Origin of the sequence: Kitasatospora sp. NPDC008115 (assembly GCF_042957205.1) — a bacterium.
Classification (GTDB): Bacteria; Actinomycetota; Actinomycetes; order Streptomycetales; family Streptomycetaceae; genus Kitasatospora.
Genome location: NZ_JBIBHU010000020.1, coordinates 73,817 through 96,293, shown reverse-complemented (window position 1 = coordinate 96,293; position 22,477 = coordinate 73,817). Strand labels below are relative to the sequence as shown.

Annotated in this window: 21 protein-coding genes and 3 tRNA genes; 15 read left to right on the top strand and 9 right to left on the bottom strand. The window is 74.1% G+C overall.

The genetic code is table 11. The features are described 5' to 3' along the window. The first annotated feature begins 69 nt into the window (after positions 1 to 69). A complete protein-coding gene (locus tag ACFZBX_RS24425; RefSeq protein ID WP_391535912.1) occupies positions 70 to 1,281 on the top strand; it encodes an alpha/beta hydrolase in 1,212 nt (403 codons plus the stop codon). Positions 1,282 to 1,289: 8 nt separating this feature from the next. Here ACFZBX_RS24425 and ACFZBX_RS24420 read toward each other — a convergent pair whose 3' ends face one another. Next, on the bottom strand, positions 1,290 to 2,267 hold the full coding sequence (locus tag ACFZBX_RS24420; RefSeq protein WP_391535911.1) for a helix-turn-helix transcriptional regulator: 978 nt from the start codon (positions 2,265 to 2,267) through the stop codon (positions 1,290 to 1,292). 101 nt (positions 2,268 to 2,368) lie between these two features. On the opposite strand from ACFZBX_RS24420, the gene ACFZBX_RS24415 reads away from it, so the two are divergent. Further along, positions 2,369 to 2,947 carry a TIGR03086 family metal-binding protein gene (locus ACFZBX_RS24415; protein WP_391535910.1) on the top strand — a complete coding sequence of 193 codons (579 nt, stop codon included), beginning with the start codon at positions 2,369 to 2,371 and terminating at the stop codon, positions 2,945 to 2,947. 9 nt (positions 2,948 to 2,956) lie between these two features. Here the strand turns inward: ACFZBX_RS24415 and ACFZBX_RS24410 are convergent, their stop codons facing one another. Continuing rightward, positions 2,957 to 3,418 (bottom strand): MerR family transcriptional regulator, encoded by a 462-nt coding sequence (locus tag ACFZBX_RS24410; RefSeq protein WP_391535909.1) that lies wholly within the window; start codon positions 3,416 to 3,418, stop codon positions 2,957 to 2,959. Positions 3,419 to 3,539: 121 nt separating this feature from the next. On the opposite strand from ACFZBX_RS24410, the gene ACFZBX_RS24405 reads away from it, so the two are divergent. Then, positions 3,540 to 4,370 (top strand): serine hydrolase domain-containing protein, encoded by an 831-nt coding sequence (locus ACFZBX_RS24405; protein WP_391535908.1) that lies wholly within the window; start codon positions 3,540 to 3,542, stop codon positions 4,368 to 4,370. Positions 4,371 to 4,548: 178 nt separating this feature from the next. Here ACFZBX_RS24405 and ACFZBX_RS24400 read toward each other — a convergent pair whose 3' ends face one another. Beyond that, positions 4,549 to 5,325 (bottom strand): pirin family protein, encoded by a 777-nt coding sequence (locus ACFZBX_RS24400; RefSeq protein WP_391535907.1) that lies wholly within the window; start codon positions 5,323 to 5,325, stop codon positions 4,549 to 4,551. A 220-nt stretch (positions 5,326 to 5,545) separates the two neighbouring features. Between ACFZBX_RS24400 and ACFZBX_RS24395 the strand changes: the two genes are divergently transcribed. The 5 genes from ACFZBX_RS24395 to fabF all read left to right on the top strand — a co-directional run bounded on the left by ACFZBX_RS24395 (position 5,546) and on the right by fabF (position 10,553). Next, positions 5,546 to 6,742, top strand: coding sequence for a PucR family transcriptional regulator (locus ACFZBX_RS24395; protein ID WP_380295320.1), 1,197 nt, complete (start codon positions 5,546 to 5,548; stop codon positions 6,740 to 6,742). A gap of 90 nt (positions 6,743 to 6,832) precedes the next feature. Further along, the gene (locus ACFZBX_RS24390) at positions 6,833 to 7,783 is read left to right on the top strand and encodes an ACP S-malonyltransferase (RefSeq protein ID WP_391535906.1); all 951 of its coding nucleotides are present in this window, start codon (positions 6,833 to 6,835) and stop codon (positions 7,781 to 7,783) included. After that, complete coding sequence (locus ACFZBX_RS24385) at positions 7,780 to 8,814, top strand: beta-ketoacyl-ACP synthase III (protein ID WP_391535905.1); 1,035 nt, start codon at positions 7,780 to 7,782, stop codon at positions 8,812 to 8,814. The genes ACFZBX_RS24390 and ACFZBX_RS24385 overlap by 4 nt, the downstream gene beginning before the upstream one ends. 79 nt (positions 8,815 to 8,893) lie before the next feature. After that, positions 8,894 to 9,136, top strand: coding sequence for an acyl carrier protein (locus ACFZBX_RS24380; RefSeq protein WP_350546381.1), 243 nt, complete (start codon positions 8,894 to 8,896; stop codon positions 9,134 to 9,136). A gap of 151 nt (positions 9,137 to 9,287) precedes the next feature. Continuing rightward, the gene (gene fabF, locus ACFZBX_RS24375) at positions 9,288 to 10,553 is read left to right on the top strand and encodes a beta-ketoacyl-ACP synthase II (RefSeq protein WP_391535904.1); all 1,266 of its coding nucleotides are present in this window, start codon (positions 9,288 to 9,290) and stop codon (positions 10,551 to 10,553) included. A gap of 64 nt (positions 10,554 to 10,617) precedes the next feature. Here the strand turns inward: fabF and ACFZBX_RS24370 are convergent, their stop codons facing one another. Together ACFZBX_RS24370 and ACFZBX_RS24365 are read right to left on the bottom strand one after the other, a co-directional pair. Beyond that, positions 10,618 to 11,112: a DUF3145 domain-containing protein gene (locus ACFZBX_RS24370; protein WP_350566458.1), complete on the bottom strand. Its 495-nt coding sequence runs from the start codon at positions 11,110 to 11,112 to the stop codon at positions 10,618 to 10,620. Between the two features lie 366 nt (positions 11,113 to 11,478). Further along, complete coding sequence (locus tag ACFZBX_RS24365) at positions 11,479 to 12,519, bottom strand: NADP-dependent oxidoreductase (RefSeq protein ID WP_391535903.1); 1,041 nt, start codon at positions 12,517 to 12,519, stop codon at positions 11,479 to 11,481. 89 nt (positions 12,520 to 12,608) lie between these two features. On the opposite strand from ACFZBX_RS24365, the gene ACFZBX_RS24360 reads away from it, so the two are divergent. Together ACFZBX_RS24360 and ACFZBX_RS24355 are read left to right on the top strand one after the other, a co-directional pair. After that, positions 12,609 to 13,073, top strand: a complete 465-nt coding sequence (locus tag ACFZBX_RS24360) for a MarR family winged helix-turn-helix transcriptional regulator (RefSeq protein WP_391535902.1) — start codon at positions 12,609 to 12,611, stop codon at positions 13,071 to 13,073. 175 nt (positions 13,074 to 13,248) lie between these two features. Further along, the gene (locus tag ACFZBX_RS24355; RefSeq protein WP_391535901.1) at positions 13,249 to 14,790 is read left to right on the top strand and encodes an LCP family protein; all 1,542 of its coding nucleotides are present in this window, start codon (positions 13,249 to 13,251) and stop codon (positions 14,788 to 14,790) included. A gap of 25 nt (positions 14,791 to 14,815) precedes the next feature. Here ACFZBX_RS24355 and ACFZBX_RS24350 read toward each other — a convergent pair whose 3' ends face one another. Continuing rightward, positions 14,816 to 15,730 (bottom strand): 1-aminocyclopropane-1-carboxylate deaminase/D-cysteine desulfhydrase, encoded by a 915-nt coding sequence (locus tag ACFZBX_RS24350; RefSeq protein ID WP_391535900.1) that lies wholly within the window; start codon positions 15,728 to 15,730, stop codon positions 14,816 to 14,818. A gap of 137 nt (positions 15,731 to 15,867) precedes the next feature. Beyond that, positions 15,868 to 15,941, bottom strand: a tRNA-Ile gene (locus ACFZBX_RS24345). A gap of 237 nt (positions 15,942 to 16,178) precedes the next feature. On the opposite strand from ACFZBX_RS24345, the gene ACFZBX_RS24340 reads away from it, so the two are divergent. Continuing rightward, a complete protein-coding gene (locus ACFZBX_RS24340) occupies positions 16,179 to 16,928 on the top strand; it encodes a trypsin-like serine peptidase (protein WP_391535899.1) in 750 nt (249 codons plus the stop codon). Positions 16,929 to 17,078: 150 nt separating this feature from the next. On the opposite strand, the gene ACFZBX_RS24335 is transcribed toward ACFZBX_RS24340, so the two are convergent. Next, a tRNA-Asn gene (locus tag ACFZBX_RS24335) sits at positions 17,079 to 17,151 on the bottom strand. Between the two features lie 61 nt (positions 17,152 to 17,212). Beyond that, a tRNA-Asn gene (locus ACFZBX_RS24330) sits at positions 17,213 to 17,285 on the bottom strand. 248 nt (positions 17,286 to 17,533) lie between these two features. On the opposite strand from ACFZBX_RS24330, the gene ACFZBX_RS24325 reads away from it, so the two are divergent. From ACFZBX_RS24325 to ACFZBX_RS24310, 4 genes are all read left to right on the top strand, one after another. After that, entirely contained in the window at positions 17,534 to 17,827 is a 294-nt protein-coding gene (locus ACFZBX_RS24325) for a hypothetical protein (protein ID WP_380763802.1), read from the top strand. A gap of 167 nt (positions 17,828 to 17,994) precedes the next feature. Continuing rightward, on the top strand, positions 17,995 to 19,425 hold the full coding sequence (locus ACFZBX_RS24320; RefSeq protein ID WP_391535898.1) for an FGGY family carbohydrate kinase: 1,431 nt from the start codon (positions 17,995 to 17,997) through the stop codon (positions 19,423 to 19,425). A gap of 103 nt (positions 19,426 to 19,528) precedes the next feature. Next, on the top strand, positions 19,529 to 20,935 hold the full coding sequence (locus tag ACFZBX_RS24315) for a glutamate decarboxylase (RefSeq protein ID WP_391535897.1): 1,407 nt from the start codon (positions 19,529 to 19,531) through the stop codon (positions 20,933 to 20,935). Between the two features lie 424 nt (positions 20,936 to 21,359). Next, positions 21,360 to 22,475, top strand: a complete 1,116-nt coding sequence (locus ACFZBX_RS24310) for a DUF2690 domain-containing protein (RefSeq protein ID WP_391535896.1) — start codon at positions 21,360 to 21,362, stop codon at positions 22,473 to 22,475. The last annotated feature ends 2 nt before the right edge of the window (positions 22,476 to 22,477 follow it).

Below are 22,477 nucleotides of genomic sequence, written 5' to 3'. Positions count from 1 at the left end.
AAGTTGGCAGTCGTACCACCCTCGGGCCCCGTCCGGGAACGGTGACGGGACTCTCAGGGAGTTGAGGCGATGCGCCGTCGGCGGTGGAAGCACGTCCTGATCGGCGCCTTCGCGGGCGCCGCCGTCCTCGCCGACGCCGGCGCGGCCGCCGCCCAGGCCGCCGCCGCCACCGAGCAGTTGGCCATCTCCACCCCGCCGGCCGGCAGCGCCGCCTGGGTCGAGGACCACACCTACGGACACCACCTGCCCGACCCGGCCACCACCGCCCCGGCCGCCGCCGCCGAGTTCTTCGCCCAACTCGCCCCCGGCGAACTGGACCGGCTGGTCGACGCCTACCCGCTGGTCGTCGGCAACTTCGACGGCGCCCCGCTCGCCGTGCGCTACCGGGCCAACCGGATCGCGCTGGCCGCCGAACGCGACCACGCCCGGGCCCGCGCCGGCGACCACTCGCTCGCCCCGGAGCAGCGCGCGCTCGCCGTCTCCCGGGCCAACGACGTGCAGAGCCTGCTCGCGCCCGGCCGGCAGATCCTCGCCTTCGACCCGCGCGGGCGCGGCCTGCTCACCGAGGTCTGGGGCGACCTCGGCGCCGCCGACCGGGTCGCGGTGCTGGTCCCCGGCTCCGACGCCGATCTCGGCCACTTCGACCAGGCCGTCGAACCGCTGCGCTCCCCCGCCGGCATGGCCCGGGCGCTGTACCAGGAGGAGCGCCGGCAGTCCCCGGGCACCCGTACCGCGGTGGTCGCCTGGACCGGCTACGTCACCCCCTCCGGCCTCGGCCCCGACGCGGTGACCTCCCGGCTCGCCGACGTCGGCGCGCCCCGGTTGCGCCGGCTGCTCGCGGGACTCAAGGAGACCACCCGGCCCGAGGCGCCGCCCGCGCTGTTCTGCCACTCCTACGGCTCGGTGGTCTGCGGCACCGCCGCGCCGGACATCCCCCGGGCGGCCGCCTCCCCGGCCGACACCACCGGCATCACCGACCTGGTGGTCTTCGGCTCCCCCGGCATGGGCGTGGAGGACACCTCGGAACTCGGCGACGGGGTGCACGTCTGGGCCACCCGCAACGAGACCGACTGGATCGGCAACGTGCCGTACCTGGAGGTCGGCGGGCTCGGCCACGGCGCCGACCCGACCTCCCTGGACTTCGGCGCCGAGCGGATCTCCTCGGCCCGCTCCTCCGGCCACAACGGCTACTTCGCCACCGGCACCGACAGCCTGCACAACTTCGCCGCCGTCGCCCTCGGCGCCTACCAGGACGTCCTCCGCCCGGCCCCCGAGGCGTAGCCGGCGGGCTAGCGGGCCTCCCCGTACAGGCGGACGGCGTCGGCGGCGGCGCGGCCCATCTCGCGGCGGGCGGCGGGCGGGGAGAGCACCTCGGCGTCCGCGCCGAACGCGAGCAGCGCCCGGACGGCCGACAACGACTGGATCCACAGCGCGAGTTCGACCCAGTCGTCGGGCGCCCCGCCCCCACTCTCCGGCGGCGGGGCGGTCAGCCGGCCGCCGTGGATCCGGACGAACATGTCCAGCCGTCCGCGCCGCACCCGCACCTTCACCGTCAGCTCCTTGGGCAGCCGCTCCACCTGCTCGCGCAGCATCGCCCAGACCTCGCCCAGCCCCACCCCGGGCCGCCTGCGCACCGGCTCCTCCGAGGTGTCCGCGCACAGCACCCGGTCGGCCCGGAACAGCCGCGGCTCGCCGTGCAGATCGGCCACCAGGTACCAGACCGAGGCCTTGCTCACCAGGCCGTACGGGTCCACGGTGTACTCCGCCGGCGCGGGCGTGCCGCTGTGCCGGTAGCGCAGCCGCAGCCGGCGGTCGGCGAACACCGCGTACTGCAACTCGCCCAGGTCCGGCCCCGGCGGCGCGCCCGACTGCATCCAGCGCGCCGGGTCGACCAGGACCCGCTCGCTGATCCGCTCGGCGCCCGGCCGGTGCGGGGCGGGCAGTGCCGCCATCACCTTGCGCAGCGCCGAGCCGAGCGCGCCGTCCAGGCCGAGGTCGCTGTGCGCGCCCTGGGCGGAGAGGACGAACAGGGCGCGCGCCTCGTCGGCGGTCAGGCCGCTGACGTCGGTGCGGTAACCGGGCAGCAGACTGATGCCGCCGTGCCGGCCGCGTTCGGTGTAGACGGGCACGCCGGCCACCGAGAGCGCCTCGACGTCGCGGTAGATGGTGCGGACCGACACCTCCAGCCGTTCGGCCAGTTCGGTGGCGGGCACCCGGCCGCGGGTCTGGAGCAGCAGCAGGATCGAGAGCAGGCGGTCGGCCTTCATCCCCTGAGGATCGCAGAAATCATGACGGCGGTTGTCAGGTTTTACCGGGAGATTGCCTCCCGCCCGGAATCCCATCCGCACCAGTGGAGTTGAACCACCCCATGGACACCGCCCAGGACCCGCGCCCGCTGTACCAGCTCGCCCTCGACCAGTTGGAGAAGCTGTTCTCCGAGGCCGGGCCGGAGAAGCTGGACCGGCCCACCCCGTGCACCGAGTACGACCTGCGGGCCCTGCTCGACCACGTGGTCGGCGGCGTCCACCGGCTCGCCTACACCGGCGAGGGCGGGCTCAGCAATGACGTCGCCGCCGCGACCGGCGGGGTGCCGGACGACGGCTGGCCGGCCGCCCTCGGCCGGGCCCGCGCCCGGGTGACCACCGCCTGGGCGGAGGACGCCAAGCTGGACCGCCCGACCTCGGTGCCCTGGGGCGAGCTGTCCGGCCGCGAGGCGGTGGGCAGCTACGTCCTGGAGACCGTCATCCACTCCTGGGACGTCGCCCGCGCGCTCGGCACCGACCACACGCTGGACGAGGCGCTGGGCGAGGCGGCGCTGGCGATCGCCCTGGCCATGATGCCGGCCGAGCCGCGCGGCGGAGCCGTCCCGTTCGGCCCGGTCCAGCCCGTCCCGGCCGGCGCCGGCGCCTACACCCGGCTCGCCGCCCACTCCGGACGCACCGTCTGACGACCCGCCCTAATGGCTCGGTGCGCACCGCGCGAGCCGCCCGTTGTACACGTCGATCTTGTGGTCGAGCACGGCCAGGGTCGCGTGCAGGTCCGCGATCTGCTGCCGCACCGCCTCCCGGTGGGCGAGCAGCAGGTCGCGGCGGTCCGCCGAGGTCCGCTCGCCCCCGCGGGCCAGCTCCACGTACCGCAGCATGTCGGCCACCGGCATCCCGGTCAGCCGCAGCCGGCCCAGGAAGGCCAGCCGGTGCAGATCGGCGTCGCTGTACCGGCGCTGGCCCGAGGCCGAGCGGTCCACCGGGTCGAGCAGGCCGATCCGCTCGTACCAGCGCAGGGTGTGCGCGGTCAGCCCGCTGGCCGCCGACACCTCGCCGATGGTGTGCCGCGGCGTCCGGTCGGGCGCGCCGACCGGGTCCTGGAACACCTCGCAGCAGGTGCGCAGCCCGGCCTCGATCGATGCGAGTGCGGTCATGGTCGGTCCCCCGGTGATGAGCGTGACGACGACGCTAGCGCCTTGGAGTGCACTCGAAGCAAGTGCTCCGGCCAAGCCTGCCATCCCCCCGGGCCCGCCGCCCCGATTAGAGTCGGGCCCCATGGAGAGCTTGCGGAAGATCGAGACCTGGCCGGTGCCGCACGCGGCGGCGGCCGTCGTACGGGGCGCGGACGGCGCGGTGCTGGGCGCGCACGGCCCGCAGGACCACCTGTTCCCGCTGGCGTCGGTGACCAAGCTGCTGACCTCGTACGCCGTGCTGGTCGCGGTCGAGGAGGGCGTCTTCGAGCTGGACGACCCGGCCGGACCCGCGGGCTCGACCGTCCGGCACCTGCTGGCCCACACCTCGGGCCTGGCCTTCGACGAGCACAAGGTGATGGCCGGGCCCGGCAACCGCCGGCTCTACTCCAACGCCGGCTTCGACGTGCTGGCGCGGACCCTGGAGCAGGCCGCCGGGATCGAGTTCGGCCGGTACGCCGCCGAGGCCGTGTTCCAGCCGCTCGGCATGCACGCCACCCTGATCAACACCGCGCACCGCTCGCCCGCCGGGGCCGGCGGCCTGTCCACCCTCGCCGACCTCACCCGGTTCGCCGCCGAGTTGCAGTCGCCCAAGCTGCTCGACCCGGGCACGCTGCGCGCCGCCACCGGCGAGGTCGCCTTCCCGGGAACCAGCGGCGTGCTGCCCGGCTTCGGCCACCGCCGGCCGAACGACTGGGGCCTCGGCTTCGAGATCCGCGACGGCAAGGCACCGCACTGGACCGGCACCGCCAACTCCCCGGCCACCTTCGGCCACTTCGGCCAGTCCGGGACCTTCCTCTGGGTGGACCCGCAGGCCGGCGCGGCCTGCATCGCGCTCACCGACCGGGACTTCGGCCCGTGGGCCGCCGAGGTCTGGCCGGTCCTGAGCGACGCCGTCCTCGCCGAGATCTCCTAAGGCCCGTCTTCAAACCCCCGCCTGCCTGGCGACGCCTGGGCACGCACCTCGCCGCGTTGTCGTCGGTCGCCGATGCTCCGCATGGACTCCCTCCTCCGCCTTGCGATGCACGCACCCAGACGCCGCCCGGCCCGCCCTCCGGGCGGACGACGGGAGTTTGAAGACGGGCCCTAGGCCGTCAGCCGTACGAGACCGGCGAGTGCATCTCCCACAGGAGCAGCTCCGCGCCGTTCTCGCCGGCCGTCGGCGCCGCGAAGGCGTCCCCGGTGATCCGCACGCTGTCGCCGGGGACCATCGAGCGGCCGCCGCCCTGCGGCCCCGGTACCGTCCGGTAGCCGAGCGAGCCGGCGGTCAGGTGCGCGTAGCGGTAGGTGGCGGCAGGCAGGGCGGGCAGCGGCTGCCACGGCCCTGCGGTCACCAGCCACAGCGCGGCGTCCCCGCGCCGCAGCCGCAGCGCCGGGCCGCCGGCGTCCCGCTCCATCCCGGAGGCGAGCAGCGTCAACCCGTCGGCGGCGCGCTCCACCCCGCGCAGTCCGTACGCGGGGGGCGCGTCGAAGACGTCGGGCTGGAGCCACATCTGGACGAAGCGCACCGGGCCGTCGGCGCCCCCGACGTTCCGCTCGGTGTGGGTGACGCCGGAGCCGGCGCTCAGGTGCTGCACCATGCCGGGGCGCACCACCCCGCCGTGCCCGCGGGAGTCCCGGTGGGCGAGCGCGCCCTCCAGCACCCAGGTGAGGATCTCGGTGTCCCGGTGCTTGTGCTCGTCGAACCCGGCGCCGGGGGCGAGGAGTTCCTCGTTGCACGCGAGCAGCGCGCCGAAGTGGGTGTTCTTCGGGTCGTAGTGCCCGGAGAAGGAGAACGCGTGCCGGGTCTCGACGCCCTCGGCGGGCGTCGAGCGGTAGCGCTCGGCGGTGCGGCGCAGATCGGTACGAGGACGGGCAACGGCATCGGTCACGGACCCACCGTAGTGGCACCCCTCGGCCAGGTGTGACCGCCGCCACCCCGCCCGTCCACCGGGGGCTGTGCACGAGCAGTCACTCCGGTGAGGCAGTCTTGTCCATGTGCCAGCCGCTTCCGCGAACTCCAAGAGCGATCCGACCGCCAATCCCGACAGGAACGGGAAGAGCCCGACGCCGGGCGCCGGGAGAGACCGGCCCGGCCGGGCGGCCCCGCGCCTGACCGCCCAGGAGCGCCGGCTCGCCGCCGAGCGCGCCGAGCGCCGGGCCGCAACCCTCAAGCGGCTGGAGAAGTCCTCGGGCAAGCTCGCCTCGGCCGCGATCGCCCGGATGGACGACCAGCTCGGCTGGTACCGGCGGATGCCGCCGGAGCACCGGTCCTGGATCGGCCTGGTCGCCCAGGCCGGCATCGCCGCGTTCACCGAGTGGTACCGCAAGCCGGACACCCCGCAGGCGATCTCCACCGACGTCTTCGGCACCGCGCCGCGCGAGCTGACCCGGGCGATCACCCTGCGCCAGACGGTCGAGCTGATCCGCACCACCATCGAGGTGATGGAGGAGGCCATCGAGGAGGTGGCCGCCCCCGGCGACGAGGCCGACATGCGCGAGTCGGTGCTGGTCTACGCCCGGGAGATCGCCTTCGCCACCGCCCAGGTGTACGCCCAGGCCGCCGAGGCCCGGGGCGCCTGGGACGCCCGGCTGGAGGCGCTGGTGGTCAACTCGCTGCTCTCCGGCGACGCCGACGAGGGCGTGCTGTCCAGGGCCGCCGCACTCGGCTGGGGCCAGCCGAGCCAGGTCCGGGTGGTGATGGGCTCGGCTCCGGACGGTGACAGCGAACTGGTGGTCGAGGCGATCCGCCGGGCCGCCCGGTACGCCAAGCTGCACGTGCTGACCGGGGTGCTGGGCAAGCGCCTCGTGGTCGTGGTGGGCGGCGACAAGGAGCCGGTGCACGCGGCCCGGGCGCTGATCGGCCAGTTCGCGCCGGGCCCGGTGGTGGTCGGCCCGACCGTCCCCGACCTGCTCTCGGCGACCCGCTCGGCGCACGCCGCCGCCGCCGGCCTGCGGGCCTGCGCGGCCTGGCCGGACGCGCCGCGGCCGGTGCTGGCGGACGACCTGCTGCCCGAGCGCGCGCTGGCCGGCGACCAGGCGGCCAGACGCCAGCTGGTGGAGGAGATCTACACACCGCTGGACGAGGCGGGCTCGGCACTCCTGGAGACCTTGAGTGTCTATCTGGAACAGGCCTCCTCACTGGAGGGAGCCGCCAGGATGCTCTTCGTCCACCCCAACACGGTGCGCTACCGGCTCCGACGTGTGACCGACGTCACGGGCTACGCGCCCTCCGACGTACGTTCGGCGTTCACCCTGCGTATCGCACTGGCGCTGGGGCGGCTCACGGCCGCCGGAGAGTCAAGCTGACCAGGCTGTAGGGACCTTACAATCCCGGATGCTTTTCTTCGTTACCGTCGCCTACCCGCCCCCGGGCGCCTGGCGAGAGAGGGTTGAACCGTGCTCGTAATCGTCGCCCCTGGACAGGGTGCCCAGACCCCCGGTTTCCTCAGCCCCTGGCTGGAGCTCGACGGTGTCGCCGACCGCCTGCGCGGCTGGTCGGAGGTCGCCGGGCTCGACCTCGTGCGCGCCGGAACGGAGGCGGACGCCGAGGAGATCAAGGACACCGCCGTCGCCCAGCCGCTGCTGGTGGCGGCCGGTCTGGTGACCGCGCGCGCCCTGTTCCCGGACGAGGACGCGGCCCGTGCGCTGGTCGGCGCGGTCGCCGGCCACAGCGTCGGCGAGATCACCGCCGCGGCGGGCGCCGGCGTGCTGAGCGCGAGCGACGCGCTGACCTTCGTCCGCGAGCGCAGCCTCGCCATGGCCGAGGCCGCCGCCGCCACCGAGACCGGCATGCTCGCCCTGCTCGGCGGCGACGCCGAGGAGGTCGCCGCGAAGCTCGCCGAGCACGGCCTGACCGCGGCCAACAACAACGGCGGCGGCCAGATCGTCGCGGCCGGCACCCTGGCGCAGCTGGAGGCGCTGCGGGCGGACCCGCCGGCCGCCTCCCGGCTGGTCTCGCTGAAGGTCGCGGGTGCGTTCCACACCAGCCACATGACCCCCGGTGTCGAGCGGCTGGCGAAGCTGGCCCCGAGCCTGCCGGTCGCCGACCCGAAGGTCGCCTACGTCTCCAACCGGGACGGCGAGGTCGTCGCCTCCGGCGCCGAGGTGCTGGACCGTCTGGTGTCGCAGGTCTCCAACCCGGTCCGCTGGGACCTCTGCATGGAGACCCTGCGGCGGCTGGGCGCGACCGCCGTCATCGAGCTCGCCCCGGCGGGCACCCTCACCGGACTGGTCAAGCGCAACCTCAAGGGTGTGGCGACGCTTGCCCTCAAGACCCCCGCCGACCTGGACAAGGCCCGCGAGCTCGTCGCGGAGCACGGCGGTCAGCAGCAGGAGCAGCAGGCATGAGCGACACCCCCCAGATCCGCCCGGTGACCGGTGCGCGGTACTCGCGCATCCACGGCGTGGGCGGCTACCGCCCGATCCGGGTGATCCCCAACGCCGAGGTGCTGACCTGGATCGACTCCTCGGACGAGTGGATCCGCACCCGCAGCGGGATCGCCGAGCGCCGTTGGGCCGGCCCGCAGGAGTCGGTCGCCGAGATGTCGGTGCAGGCCGCCGGCAAGGCGATCGCCCAGGCGGGGATCGACCCGGCGCGGATCGGCGGCGTGATCGTCGCCACCGTCTCGCACCTCAAGCAGACCCCGGCCGTCGCCACCGAGATCGCCGAGCGGCTCGGCTGCGGCACCGCCCCGGCCTTCGACATCTCGGCCGCCTGCGCCGGCTTCGGCTACGGCCTCGGCCTGGCCGACGGCATGGTCCGCGGCGGCACCGCCGAGTACGTGCTGGTGATCGGCGTGGAGCGGCTCAGCGACCTGACCGACACCTCGGACCGCTCGACCGCGTTCATCTTCGGCGACGGCGCCGGCGCCGCGATCGTCGGCCCCTCCGACACCCCCGGCATCGGCAAGGTCGTCTGGGGCTCGGACGGCTCGCAGAAGGACGTCATCTCGCAGACCGAGGCCTGGGACACCGCCTTCGCCAAGGAGGACGCCGTCAACGGCGCCGGCGAGGAGATCAAGTGGCCCGCCCTGCGGATGGAGGGCCAGACGGTCTTCCGCTGGGCGGTCTGGGAGATGGCCAAGGTGGCCCAGCAGGCGCTCGACGCCGCCGGGATCACCGCGGACCAGCTCGGCGCGTTCATCCCGCACCAGGCGAACATGCGGATCACCGACGCCATGATCAAGGCCCTCAAGCTGCCCGCCTCGGTGCCGGTCGCCCGTGACATCACGGAGACCGGGAACACCTCGGCGGCCTCCATCCCGCTGGCGATGGAACGCATGCTGGAGAGCGGTGAGGCCCGCAGCGGAGACCTCGCCCTGATCATCGGGTTCGGGGCGGGTCTCGTGTACGCCGCGGCAGTCGTTACGCTCCCCTAGGCGATTTCGCCCGATCCACCCGCAAACCTGCGTCCGTCCGCCGGGCGGCCGCATTCAACACCGAAGAGGAGCAGCCAGTATGGCTACCAAGGACGAGGTCCTGGAAGGTCTCGCCGAGATCGTCAACGAGATCGCCGGCATCCCGACCGAGGACGTCGAGCTCGACAAGTCCTTCACCGATGACCTGGACGTCGACTCGCTGTCCATGGTCGAGGTCGTCGTGGCCGCCGAGGAGCGCTTCGACGTCAAGATCCCGGACGACGAGGTCAAGAACCTGAAGACCGTCGGCGACGCGGTGGACTACATCCTCACCCACGCCTGAGCGGTCGACGCGTCCTACGCGTTCGACGCCTGACACCGGCCGGCTCCCTCCGAGTCGGCCGGCCCGCCGGCCGGGACGCCCCACCGGGCGCCCGGCCGGGCTCACCTTCGGCCGCCGCCGACCCCCGCACAACGTGAGAGAAGAAGAACCAGTGACTGTTGAGAACCGTACCGTGGTCGTCACGGGTATCGGCGCCTTCACGCCGCTGGGCGGCGACGCCGCCACCACCTGGGAGAACCTGGTCGCCGGGCGCTCCGGGGTGGCTGCCCTGACCGAGGAGTGGGCCGCCGATCTGCCCGTGCGGATCGCCGCGCGCACCGCCGTCGAGCCGGGCGAGATCCTGCCCCGCCCGCTGGCGCGCAAGCTGGACCGCTCGGCCCAGTTCGCCCTGATCGCCGCCCGCGAGGCCTGGGCCGACGCCGGCTACGAGACCCCGGCCACCGACGAGTCGTCCAAGCTCGCCCCGGAGCGCCTGGGCGCCGTGATCGCCTCCGGCATCGGCGGCGTGACCACCCTGCTCGACCAGTACGACGTGCTGAAGGAGAAGGGCGCCCGCAAGGTCTCCCCGCACACCGTCCCGATGCTGATGCCCAACTCCCCGGCGGCCAACGTCGGCCTGGAGGTCGGCGCCCGCGCGGGTGTGCACACCCCCGTCTCCGCCTGCGCCTCCGGCGCCGAGGCGATCGGCTACGCGATCGAGATGATCCGCAGCGGCCGTGCCGACGTCGTGGTGGCGGGCGGCACCGAGGCGGCGGTCCACCCGCTGCCGATCGCCGCGTTCGCCAACATGATGGCGATGTCCAAGAACAACGACGATCCCGAGCGCGCCTCCCGCCCGTACGACAAGGCCCGGGACGGCTTCGTGCTGGGCGAGGGCGCCGGCGTCGTCGTGCTGGAGTCGGTGGAGCACGCCGAGGCCCGCGGCGCCCGGATCTACTGCGAGGCGGTGGGCCAGGGCCTGTCCTCGGACGCCCACCACATCGCCCAGCCCGAGCCGACCGGCGCCGGCGTGGCCCGCGCGCTGGCCGACCTGTTCGACCGCAACCAGCTGGACAAGGCCGAGATCGTGCACGTCAACGCGCACGCCACCTCGACCCCGCAGGGTGACACCGCCGAGCTGAAGGCGCTCCGCAAGGAGCTGGGCGAGGACCTCGACCACATCGCCATCTCGGCCACCAAGTCGATGACCGGTCACCTGCTGGGCGGCGCCGGCGGCATCGAGACGGTCGCCACCGTGCAGGCGCTGTACCACCGCGTCGCCCCGCCGACCATCAACGTCGACGAGCTGGACGACGACGTGGACGCGGACATCGTCCGCGGCGAGGCCCGCAAGCTGCCCGAGGGCCGGATCGCCGCGCTGAACAACTCGTTCGGCTTCGGCGGCCACAACGTGGTGCTGGCCTTCCGCACCCGCTGACCCGCACGACGAGGGGGCCGGCGCTCATCGCGAGCGCCGGCCCCCTCGGTGTCTCCCCGTCCGGTCAGACCACCTGGTGCAGCCAGCGCACCGGCGCGCCCTCCCCGGCGTAGCGGAAGGGCTCCAGCTCGTCGTCCCAGGGCTTGCCGAGCAGCATGGCGATCTCCGCCTCCAGGTCCGCCCCCTCGCTGCGGGCGCGCAGCAGGACGGCCCGCAGCCGGTCCTCGGGGATCAGGATGTCCCCGTGGATGCCGGTGACGGCGTGGAAGATGCCGAGCCCGGGCGTGCTGCTGTACCGCTCGCCCTCGGCGGCGGCGCAGGGCTCGCTGGTGACCTCGTACCGCATCAGCTGCCAGCCGCGCAGCGCGGAGGCGAGCTTCGAGGCCGTACCGGGCTCGCCCTGCCAGGAGAGCTCGGCACGCCAGTGCCCGGGCGCGGCCGGCTGGCGGATCCAGTCCAGGCTCACCCGCACGCCGAGCACCCCCGCGACGGCCCACTCGACGTGCGGGCACAGCGCGCGGGGCGCGGAGTGGATGTACAGGACTCCACGTGTCGTCACCGGGACCTCCAGGCTGTGGACGAGGGTCGCCTTCCCCAGCTGCCTCGTGTTCGTGCCCGTAGTTGATCCGCAGTTACCCACGCTAGCCGACATTAAGCCACTAAATTGAGCAAAACGGACAGGCTTTCGCTCAATGCTAGTCGAATCCGCAACGAGGTCCACCCCTCGGTCGGATCTCTCCCCCGAACGGCCCCATCGCCGGGCCCGACCACCGTACCGCGCCGCCCCTCACCACGGATGACGCACTTTCGGATCCGGCCGGAATGCGGTAGTGCGGCCGGGTCCCCTCCGCCGGGTACGCAAACCGCCCCGCACCGGCGGGACCCGGTGCGGGGCGGTGCGGGGCGGAGCCGGGTTGACGGCGGGTCAGCCGTCGAGGCGGACCACCATCTTGCCGGTGTTGGCGCCGCGCAGCATGTCCAGGAAGGCCTGCGGGGTGTGCTCGAAGCCGTCCACCACGGTCTCCTCGAAGCGCAGGCTCCCGTCCTTCAGCCAGCCGCCCGCCTCGGCGAGGAACTGCGGCCGCAGCGCGTCGTGGTCGCGGACCAGCAGGCCCTCCAGGCGCAGCCGCTTGCCGATGGCCTGGAACAGGTTGCGCGGGCCGGGCGCCGCGGAGGTGTCGTTGTACTGGGCGATGGCGCCGCACAGCACGGCCCGGCCGTGCACGCCGAGCGCGCCGATCGCGGCCTCCAGGTGCTCGCCGCCGACGTTGTCGAAGTAGAGGTCGATGCCCTCCGGGGCGGCCTTGGCGAGCTGCTCGCCGACCGGGCCGTCCTTGTAGTCGAAGGCGGCGTCGAAGCCGTACTCCCCGGTCAGCCGGGCCACCTTGTCCGCCGAGCCGGCCGAGCCGACCACCAGCGAGGCGCCCTTGAGCCGGGCGATCTGACCGACGATCGAACCGACCGCGCCGGCCGCGCCGGAGACGAACACCCGGTCGCCCTCCTTGAGGCCGCCGACCGCCAGCAGGCCCGCGTACGCGGTCAGGCCGGGCATGCCGAGCACGCCGAGGTAGGCGGAGAGCGGCACGCCCTCGATCTCCGGCACCTTGACGGCCTGCGCCGCCGGCACGGTGGCGTACTCGCGCCAGCCGAGCCCGTGCAGCACCGCGTCGCCCGGGGCGAAGCCCTCGGCGCCGGAGGCGACCACGTACCCGACGGCGCCGCCGTCCATCGCCGCGCCGAGCGCGAACGGCGGGACGTAGGACTTCGTGTCGTTCATCCGGCCGCGCATGTACGGGTCGACCGACAGACGGGTGTTGCGGACCAGGACCTCACCCGGGCCCGGGGTGCGGACCGGCACCTCGACGAGGGCGAAGTCGGTCGGGACCGGCCAGCCCCGGGGGCGGGCGGCAAGGTGCCACTCACGGGCGGCGGCGGGCATTTGCGGCGCGGTCGGCTCGGCGGCCATGGTGATTCTCCACATGAAAGGTTGAGCTAGTGAAGTAACCATGCGCCTGAAAAGTTCACGTTGTCAAATGTTCAGGTAGACTGGTCACCATGAACGCCCAGCCGAACCGGGACAGCACGCCGCCGGGTGACGAGATCACCCGCGAGGTCGTCGATCTCATGGCCAACCTGGTCGCGCTCTTCCACCGCGAGTACGAGGAGGCCGCCGCCGCCCGCTCGCTCACCGGAGCGCAGGCCAAGGTCCTCGCCCTGCTGCGGCGCGGCCCGATGCCCATGCGCCAGATCGCCCAGACGCTCAGCTGCGAACCCTCCAACATCACCGGCATCGTGGACCGGCTGGAGACCCGCGGCTTCGTCACCCGCCAGCCCGACCGGCAGGACCGCCGGGTCAAGCTGGTCGCCGCCACCGACACCGGCAGCACCGCCTCCGAGGAACTGCGCGATTCGCTGAACTTCGCCCGCGAGCCGCTGGCCGCACTCGACTCGGACGAGCGGACCCAACTGCGCGACCTGCTGCGGCGGATGCTCGCCGGGGCCTCCGGCCCGGGCGCCTGAGAAGCGGCGCGGGCGAAGGCGCGTGAGAAGCGTCACAGCACCGGCCGGCGAATTGGCCGCCGATCGGAGGTAACCGAACACTCCCCCGAAACGTCTAACGTTCGAAGGTCGACACCCGCCCGCGACCAGGCGGTACGGGTGGGGAATCAGAGCGGAAGGCGGGGGGACGGGAAGGATGAGCAGCAGCTCGCGCCGTCGGCGTGTCATACGGACCGTCATAGGACTCGCCGCCGTCCTGGTGCTGTCCGTGGCCGGCGCCGGAGCCTGGTTCTACCACCGGCTCGACACCAACATCACCACCTTCGACGCCGGCGGCGTCGCCACCGAGCGCCCGCCCGCGCCCGTGCCGACCGCACCGGGCGCCTCGGTGCCGGTCAACGTCCTGCTGCTCGGCTCGGACACCCGCAACGACGGCAACGCCGACCTCGGCGGCGGCGACGAGGGCGTCGGCCACTCCGACACCGCGATCCTGCTGCACATCTACGCCGACCACAAGCACGCCGTCGGCGTCTCCATCCCCCGCGACGCCCTGGTCACCGTCCCGTCCTGCCGGCTGCCCAGCGGCGACTGGACCAAGCCGCGGACCAACCAGATGTTCAACGAGGCGTTCACCGTCGGCGAGTCCCCCCAGGGCAACCCGGCCTGCACCCAGAACACCGTGGAGGCCCTCACCGGCCTGCGCATGGACCACACCATCGTGGTCGACTTCAAGGGCGTCGCCGCGATGACCGAGGCCATCAACGGCGTGGACGTCTGCGTCCCCAATGACGTCGACTCGCACAACATCAAGCTCAAGAAGGGCCCGCAGAAGATATCCGGCCAGCCCGCCGTCGACTACCTGCGCGCCCGCTACGGCTTCGGCGACAACTCCGACATCGGCCGGATGAAGCGTCAGCAGGCCTTCCTCTCCTCGATGATCCGCAAGATCCAGTCCCAGGGCTTCTCGCTGCCGACCCTGCTCCCGCTGGCCGACGCCGCCACCAGCTCGCTCACCGTCGACGAGGGCCTGGGCACCGCGATGAAGCTGGTCGACTTCGCCCAGTCGCTGCAGCAGATCAAGCTCTCCGACATCACCTTCGTCACCGCCCCCTGGCGGTTCTCCACCGTGCAGAAGGGCCGGATCGACCTCGTCCACCCCGATGTGGACACCCTGTGGCGGCTGCTGCGCGAGGACCGCACCCTGGACGGCCAGACCACCGGCGAGCTCCCCGGGACCGCGAGCGCGAGCGCCGCCCCCGGCGCGGCCGCGCCCTCCCCGACCGCCACCCCGCTCACCGCCGAGCAGCTGGCCACCCCGATCACCGTGGTCAACGGCGTCGGCACCGACGGCCTCGCCGGCCGCGGCTCCACGGCGATCCGCGCCCAGGGCTTCCAGAACGTCGCGCTCGGTCAGACCACCGGCGGGCGGCTGAGCACCGAGATCGCCTACGACCCGCCGTTCAAGGCCGTCGCCGAGCAGCTCGCCCCGCTCTTCCCGGGCTCGCGGATGACCGAGGAGCCGGGCTCCGAGGGCGTCACCGTCACCCTCGGCCGCGACTACCGGCCCGCCTCCGCCGTCGGCCCCGCCCCGGGGGCCCCAGGGGTGCAGGGCGCCCCCACCGCCGCCCCGGACGCCCCCGGCACCCCCAGCGGCCCGCCGCCCACCGGCATCCCCAGCGGGATCACCGAGAACGCCCGCAGCGCCGACACCGACCCCTGCTCCGACCTCATCGGCTGAGCCGGCCGGCGCCTTTCGGCCCGGTTCACACCGGGTCGGGCAGCCCGGTGACGACGGCGGTCAGCCTGGTCCCGGGCGGGAAGGCGCCGGCCGCCGTGAGCGCGTACAGGGCGGCCAGCGTCTTCGCCACGTAGCGGCGCTCCAGGGCGATGCCGTGCCGCCGCTCGAAGGCGGCCGCGAACTCCTCCAGCGCGGCCGGCACCCGCCCGTACCCGCCGCCGTGGTGCCCGTGGTCGATCCGCCAGCCGTCGAACTCCCGCCCGTACGCCTCCCGGTGCAGCCGCGTCACCTCGCCCTCCAGGTAGCCCTCCGCGCCGCGCAGCACCGCCACGCCCAGCGCCCGCGCCCCCGGCGGCAGCCCGGCCGCGATCCCGGCCAGCGTGCCCCCGGTGCCGACCGGGCAGCACACCACGTCCCCTTCCCCGAGCCCCGCCAGCTCCGCCACGACCGCCTCCGCCCCGCGGGCCGCGAGCGCGTTGGAGCCGCCCTCGGGCAGCACCAGGCACGGTCCCCAGCGCCGCCGCAGCGCCGCCTCCCCCGCACCGCCCCCGGCCACCCGCCCGGCCGCCTCCCGGTACTCGGCCCGGGACAGGAACACCAGCTCCATCCCGGCCTCCTCGGCCGCCCGCAGGGACCAGTTCCGCGGCGCCCCCGCCAACTCCTCCCCCCGCACCAGCCCCACGCTCTCCAGCCCCAGCGCCCCCGCCGCCAGCGCCACCGCCCGCAGGTGCGTCGAGTACGCCCCGCCGAACGTCACCAGCCGCCGGTGCCCCTCGCGCACCGCCGCCTCCAGATTGGGGCCGAGCTTGCGCCACTTGTTCCCCGGCACCAGCGGATGCACCAGGTCGTCCCGCTTCAGCCGCAGGCCGACACCGGCCCGCTCGAACACCTCGTCAGCACAGTCGACGACCGGGGTCGGCACACGCGGGAGGGCAAGCATCCGCCCAGCATACGGAGCCGCGCACGGCCCCGGAGGGCGTCATCGTCCGGGTGAATCCTGGCGCGTCGCGGCGTGGCAGCATGCCCGATCCCCTAGGGTTTTCCCAGCCAGGGGGCCGCTCGCGCGGGTACGGAGGGTGGGGCGGGTGGGACTCGAACCCACGACCAAGGGATTATGAGTCCCCTGCTCTAACCGGCTGAGCTACCGCCCCGGTTCGCAGCGCGCGACGGCAGGCCGGTCGCGGCAGCAGCAGACGGCCCCGAAAGGCCGTCCCGGGCAGCATAGCCGGTCGATCACCCGTGGTGCGCGCCGGGGGCGCACACGGGTGCGCGAGCGGGGGCGGGCGGGGCGACGGTGGCGCGGGGCGGACCGGACTGGTAGATCTTGGTCCCGAACGGCGGAACGCGTGAACGGCCGCGACCGCCCCGAGGACGATACGGAGCCTTGGATGCCCTCCCGCCCGGTCCCGACCGCGCGAGCCGCCAGGACGGTCGCGGTGGCGGCCCTGCTGCTGGCCGCCGCGATCGCGTGCGGCGGCGGCCGGGACGGCGGGCGGACGGCCTCGGTGGCCCCGCAGAACCCGGCCTGGGACCGGATCGGCACGCTGTCGGTGCACACCGCGCAGGGGCCCCGGGCGTGCACCGCGAGCGTGGTGCAGAGCCCGCGGCGCAATCTGCTGGTGACCGCCGCGCACTGCGTGGAGAACCACCGGATCGGCCTGCTGGACGGCCTGGTGTTCACCCCCGGCTACCGCAACGGCTACTCGCCGTACGGGAGTTGGCCGGTGAAGTCGGTCACCGTCGATCCGCGCTGGTCCGCCGACGCCGACCCCGAGTACGACGTGGCGTTCGTCACCGTGGGCACGGCGGGCGGGCGACAGGTCGAGGACGCGGTCGGCGGCAACCCGCTCGGCACCGACCAGGGCTTCGGCCTGGCGGTCTCGGTCACCGGCTACCCCAACGAGCGCGACGAGCCGATCACCTGCTCCGGCCTGACCGCCTCGCAGAGCCCCACCCAGGAGCGCTTCGACTGCGCCGGCTACACCGACGGCACCAGCGGCAGCCCCTGGCTCACCACGAACGGCCGGGTGATCGGCGTGATCGGCGGCTACCAGGAGGGCGGCGAGACGCCGGGCACCTCGTACAGCGTCACCTTCGACGACCGGGTCGCCGGGCTCTTCCAGCAGGCCGTGGCGTGAGACGGCTCACGTCGGACGGGAGGACCCGGGGGCGACCGGGGGCGACCGGGGGCGACCGGGGGCGGCCGGGAACGGTCGGGGCAACACGAAGGCCCCCCGGTCTACCGAGGGGCCTTCGCTCTGAGCAGTCACCGGGCGGGCCCGGCGCAGCTCCCGCATTTGGACTCGAACCAAAAACCTGCCGGTTAACAGCCGGCTGCTCTGCCAATTGAGCTATGCGGGACCGCGGTACACAACTCCTGTACCACGAGTGGGTGTCAGCACCAGATGGGCATCCACCCGAGCTCCCCCAATTGGACTCGAACCAATAACCTGCCGATTAACAGTCGGCTGCTCTGCCAATTGAGCTATGGGGGACCGAGCTTCCCGCTCCGGCTCCCGGTCTCCCGGGCCCCTCGGCGGTCGCTGCGGGACATACATTAGCGCACTCGGGGGGGTGGTCCGCCAATCGCTTTCCCCCGGCCGCCGCCGGGCGGCCCCGCGCGGCGCGTTCCCCGCGCGGCCGGGCCGCCGTCCGTGGATGCTGGGGGCGCCGACGGTTCACCGTCCCGGCAGACGGGTAGGGCAATGCGGCAATGGCCGCCAGGAGAGGGTGGAATCCGACCATGTGGAAGCTGTCGTTCGGTGTCGGACTCGCGACGGGCTACGTCCTGGGCACGCGGGCAGGGCGCCAGCGCTACGAGCAGATCGCCAGGGTGACCCGCCAGGTCGCCGGGAACCCCAAGGTCCAGGGCGCGGCGGACAAGGCCCGGCAGCAGGCCGGCGCCGTCGCCGGGAAGGCCGCCGGGGCCGTCGCCGACAAGGTCGGCGACCGGCTGCCGAACTCGGTCACCGACCGGGTGCCGTACTTCAACCGCGCCAGGAGCGAGGACGACAGCTGGGGCACCTACCGCCCCTGACCGCCGTCCCGCACCCGGGCCCCGGCACCCCGTAGCGGCCGTCCGTGACGGGCGGGTGACACCGCGGTGAAGGCCTGCCGGACGCGGGCTTCCGGGCGCGGTACCGAACGGGCAACACTTGCCCGGCCGGGCCGCGTCCGGACGCCCGCTGAGGCATGATCTCGACTATGGCCATCGTCGCGGGGATAGACAGCTCGACCGGTCGCACCAGGATCGTCGCGTGCGACTCCGCCACCGGCGCCGTCCTGCGCTCCGGCAAGGCCCCGCACCCCGCCCCCGACGACCCCGACGCCCGCCCCGGCGAGGCCGACCCGCAGCTCTGGCTGCACTCCCTCGGCGACGCCGCGGCCGGCGGCCTGCTGGAGGGCGTCCGGGCGATCGGCGTCAGCGCGCAGCAGCACGGCATGATCGGCCTGGACGCCGGCGGCGTGCAGGTCCGGCCGGCGATCCTGTGGAACGACCCGCGCTCCAGCGGCGCCGCCGCGGCCCTGCTGGACGAGCTGGGCGGTCCGGCGGCCTGGACGGCGGCGATCGGAGCCGTCCCCAGCCCCGCGTACACCATCGCCAAGCTTCGCTGGCTCGCCGAGTTCGAACCGGCCAGTGCCCGACGGATCGCCGAGGTGCTGCTGCCGCACGACTGGCTGGTCTGGCAGCTGCTCGGCCACCCCAAGCGCCGCACCACCGACCGGGGCGACGCCTCCGGCACCGGCTACTGGTCCCCGATCACCGGCGAGTACCGGCAGGACCTGGTCGAGCTGGCACTCGGCCACGAGCTGAGACTGCCGGACGTCCTCGGCCCCGCCGAACCCGCCGGCCACACCCCCGAGGGCCTGCTGATCTCGGCCGGCACCGGCGACAACATGGCCGCCGCGCTCGGCCTGGGCCTCGGTCCCGGCGACGCGGTGGTCTCGCTCGGCAGCTCCGGGACGATCTTCGCGGTGCACGAGCAGGCCGTGGTGGACGCCACCGGCCTGGTCTCCTCCTTCGCCGACGCCACCGGCCGCCACTTGCCGATGGTCGCCACCCTGAACGCCGCCCAGGTGCTCCGTTCCACCGCCGCCCTGCTCGGCCGCGATCTGGAGGGCCTCAGCGACCTCGCCCTGCAGTCCTCCCCCGGCGCGTACGGGCTGGTGCTGCTCCCCTACCTGGACGGCGAGCGGACGCCCGCGCTGCCGCACGCGGCCGGCACCCTGACCGGGCTGCGCGCGGAGTCGATGACCCCTCAGCACCTGGCCCGGGCCGCCGTCGAGGGCATGCTCTGCAACAGCGCGGACGCCCTGGACGTGCTGCGCGCCCGGGGCGTCGAGGTGAAGCGGGTCTTCCTGCTGGGCGCCGCCGGCCGGCTGGAGGCGGTGCGGCACGTCGCGCCGCAGCTGTTCGGCGTACCGGTGGTCGTCCCGCCGCCTGGCGCGCACGCGGCGCGCGGCGCGGCCCGGCAGGCGGCCTGGGCGCTGGCCGGGACGCCCGAACCGCCGCGGTGGGACCTGCCGGAGGCCGTCACCGCCACCCCCGACGCCGACCACGACCTGCCGGTCGGCTCGGCGGTCCGCCAGCAGTACCGGGCCGCCCGCGAGCAGATCCACCCGGAGACGGCCTGATCCGCCCGGTGGGGGCCGGCCCGGCGGTGAAGATGCGTCCCCCGGCGACCGGTGGCAGCGTGGGATCGGACCCGGCCACCGGACGGAAGGGCGGCAGATTCCCATGGCACTGCACAAGGGAGCCGGTGACGACCGCCGGCTGACCGTCGGCCCGTTCCTCGGCACCGCCGCCGACCCGCTCGGCGCGATGGAGCTGGCGCCACCGCTGCACCGGCTCGCCGACGGTCCCGTCCCGGCCGACACCGCGTACCAGCTGATCCACGACGAGCTGCTGCTGGACGGCAACGCGCGGCTCAACCTGGCCACCTTCGTCAGCACCTCGATGGAGGTCCAGGCCACCCGGCTGATGACCGAGTGCCTCGACAAGAACATGATCGACAAGGACGAGTACCCGCAGACCGCCGAGCTGGAACGGCGCTGCGTGTCCATCCTCGCCCACCTGTGGCACGCCCCCGACCCGGACGCCGCCGTCGGCTGCTCCACCACCGGCTCCAGCGAGGCCTGCATGCTGGCCGGCCTCGCGCTCAAGCGCCGCTGGATGCGCCGCAACGCCGACCGCTACGCGGCCGGGGCCCGGCCCAACCTGGTGATGGGCGTCAATGTGCAGGTCTGCTGGGAGAAGTTCTGCACCTTCTGGGAGGTCGAGGCCCGCACCGCGCCGATGGACGGCGAACGCTTCCACCTCGGCCCCGAGCAGGCGGTGGCGCTCTGCGACGAGAACACCATCGGCGTGGTCGGCGTGCTCGGCTCGACCTTCGACGGCTCCTACGAGCCGGTCGCGGAGATCTGCGCCGCGCTCGACGGCCTCCAGGCGCGCACCGGCCTGGACGTCCCGGTGCACGTGGACGGCGCCTCCGGCGGCATGGTCGCGCCGTTCCTGGACGAGGACCTGGTCTGGGACTTCCGGCTGCCCAGGGTCGCCTCCATCAACACCTCCGGCCACAAGTACGGGCTGGTCTACCCGGGCGTCGGCTGGGCGCTGTGGCGGGACCCAGAGGCGCTGCCCGAGGAGCTGGTGTTCAAGGTCAACTACCTGGGCGGCGAGATGCCGACCTTCGCGCTGAACTTCTCCCGGCCGGGCGCCGAGGTGATCGCCCAGTACTACGTCTTCCTGCGGCTCGGCCGGGCCGGTTTCCGGGCCGTCCAGGGCGCCTGCCGGGAGGTCGCCGGATACCTGGCCGACGGGGTCGAGGCGCTCGGCGGCTTCCGGCTGCTGACCCGGGGCGACGAACTGCCGGTGTTCGCGTTCACCACGGCGGACGACGTGCCGTTCGACGTCTTCGACGTGTCGCGCCGGCTGCGCGAGCGCGGCTGGCAGGTGCCCGCGTACACCTTCCCGGCGAACCGGGAGGACCTCGCGGTGCTGCGGGTGGTCTGTCGCAACGGCTTCTCCCGGGACCTCGCGGACCTGCTGCTGGGCGACCTCGGACGGCTGCTGCCGGAGCTGCGCCGCCAGCCGGTCCCGCTCAAGGACCTCGGGGTGCCGGCCAGGACGGGCTTCCACCACTGACGGAACGGCCGTCGCACGCGCGGCGGGAGTGTTCGCGGCGGGGACGGGCGCATCTGGGCGACCCGTCCCCGCCGCGCGTCCCTGCGGTCCGGGGCAGCCTCCCCCCGTGGAGGCTGTCACGCACCGGTGGGGGCCAGGGCACGGCAGGCGCCGGGCCGTCAGAAACGGTCCCCGGACGAAGGACCGGGGCGGCGAACCGCTCCGGCCGGAAGAACAATGCCCGACGGCCATATGAATGTTCGAGCGTCTCCCGGTGTTGTGAGACACTTCCGTCCGTCTCAGCGCCAGGACCTGGGCTTTGGGACGCCGGGTCGCCGAGGCTTGAGACGCGAAGACGCCCTCCGGGCCCGGAGCGGTGCCCCGCCGGGTACCGCCTGTTCCAGCACCGCCGCCCCGCCCGCCTCGTATGTTTGGAAGAGACCGCATGGGTTCCGCCTGGAAGCAGTTGCCGGACGACCTCTCCGTCCCCGCCAAGCTCCTGACGGAGGAACTGCGCGCCGTCAAGGACGCGACCGGGCTCTCGCTCTCCGAGCTGGCCGCCCGGACCCACTACAGCCGGGCCTCCTGGGAGCGCTGGCTGAACGGCAAACGGATCATCACCGAGCAGGCGCTGGACGCGCTGATCGGGGCCGTGGAGTGCGACGGTCCGGCGCTGCGGGCGCTGTGGGAGCGGACCGCGGCCGCGGGAGCGGCGGGCGATGCGGCCGCGGACCGCGGGCCTCTCGTCGACGGGGTCGCCGCCGGGGATGCGGAGGCGGCTGCGGAGGCCGTTCCGGACCCGGTGCCCGACACCGCGCCGGACCCGGAGGCGGGCCAGGAGGCGGACCCGGTGGCGGGCCAGGACCCGGAGCCGGCTCCTGAGCCGGGCGCCCGCGACGCACGGCGCCGCCCGGTGGCGCTGGTCGCCGCCTCGGTGGCGGTGGCCCTGCTGCTGGCGCTCCTCGGGGTGCGGCTGTTCTCCTCCTCCGGCGGCCAGGACGGCGCCGCGCCGACCGCCGCCACCGTGCCGGCCTCCGCCCCGGCGAGCGGCACCGCCCCGGTGTCCCCGTCGGCCGCGGTACCCGCCAACCCCGCCCCGTCGGTCCCGGCCTGCCAGGCCCTCGGCTGCGCGCACAAGGACCCCAAGGCCACCGGCTGCGGCGGGGACGCCCGGACCCTGCTGACCACCAACATCGGCAAGGTCGTCGTCTACCTCCGGTACAGCCTGAAGTGCCAGGCGGCCTGGGCCGCGATCACCGAGGGCCAGCCCGGCGACCAGGCGACCATCAGCACCAGCGCCGGCGAGACGGAGACGGCGCTGATCCATTGGGGGTACGACAACTACTCGTGGATGGTGAACGCGGCGGATCCGGCGGTCACCCTCCAGGTCTGCGGGCAGCGCAAGGACCCGGAGGGCGCCGCCTGCACGGCCTCGGTCTCCGACCTGGCCCGGACGGTCGCCTCGACCCCGATCCCGCCCGGCCCGGCCTCCCCGCCGGCGGCGGCCACCACCGACCCGGCCCAGCCCGCGCCCTCGGACCCGCCGAGCCCGACGAGCTAGTC

Bases quoted from the DNA above. Each gene is read 5' to 3' on its own strand.
- ACFZBX_RS24310 (WP_391535896.1), top strand. From the start codon at position 21,360: ATGGGTTCCGCCTGGAAGCAGTTGCCGGACGACCTCTCCGTCCCCGCC.
- ACFZBX_RS24425 (WP_391535912.1), top strand. From the start codon at position 70: ATGCGCCGTCGGCGGTGGAAGCACGTCCTGATCGGCGCCTTCGCGGGC.
- ACFZBX_RS24385 (WP_391535905.1), top strand. From the start codon at position 7,780: ATGAGCGACACCCCCCAGATCCGCCCGGTGACCGGTGCGCGGTACTCG.
- ACFZBX_RS24380 (WP_350546381.1), top strand. From the start codon at position 8,894: ATGGCTACCAAGGACGAGGTCCTGGAAGGTCTCGCCGAGATCGTCAAC.
- ACFZBX_RS24320 (WP_391535898.1), top strand. From the start codon at position 17,995: ATGGCCATCGTCGCGGGGATAGACAGCTCGACCGGTCGCACCAGGATC.
- ACFZBX_RS24410 (WP_391535909.1), bottom strand. From the start codon at position 3,418: ATGACCGCACTCGCATCGATCGAGGCCGGGCTGCGCACCTGCTGCGAG.
- ACFZBX_RS24350 (WP_391535900.1), bottom strand. From the start codon at position 15,730: ATGCTTGCCCTCCCGCGTGTGCCGACCCCGGTCGTCGACTGTGCTGAC.
- ACFZBX_RS24365 (WP_391535903.1), bottom strand. From the start codon at position 12,519: ATGGCCGCCGAGCCGACCGCGCCGCAAATGCCCGCCGCCGCCCGTGAG.
- ACFZBX_RS24315 (WP_391535897.1), top strand. From the start codon at position 19,529: ATGGCACTGCACAAGGGAGCCGGTGACGACCGCCGGCTGACCGTCGGC.
- ACFZBX_RS24360 (WP_391535902.1), top strand. From the start codon at position 12,609: ATGAACGCCCAGCCGAACCGGGACAGCACGCCGCCGGGTGACGAGATC.
- ACFZBX_RS24405 (WP_391535908.1), top strand. From the start codon at position 3,540: ATGGAGAGCTTGCGGAAGATCGAGACCTGGCCGGTGCCGCACGCGGCG.
- ACFZBX_RS24325 (WP_380763802.1), top strand. From the start codon at position 17,534: ATGTGGAAGCTGTCGTTCGGTGTCGGACTCGCGACGGGCTACGTCCTG.
- ACFZBX_RS24355 (WP_391535901.1), top strand. From the start codon at position 13,249: ATGAGCAGCAGCTCGCGCCGTCGGCGTGTCATACGGACCGTCATAGGA.
- ACFZBX_RS24415 (WP_391535910.1), top strand. From the start codon at position 2,369: ATGGACACCGCCCAGGACCCGCGCCCGCTGTACCAGCTCGCCCTCGAC.
- ACFZBX_RS24420 (WP_391535911.1), bottom strand. From the start codon at position 2,267: ATGAAGGCCGACCGCCTGCTCTCGATCCTGCTGCTGCTCCAGACCCGC.
- ACFZBX_RS24340 (WP_391535899.1), top strand. From the start codon at position 16,179: ATGCCCTCCCGCCCGGTCCCGACCGCGCGAGCCGCCAGGACGGTCGCG.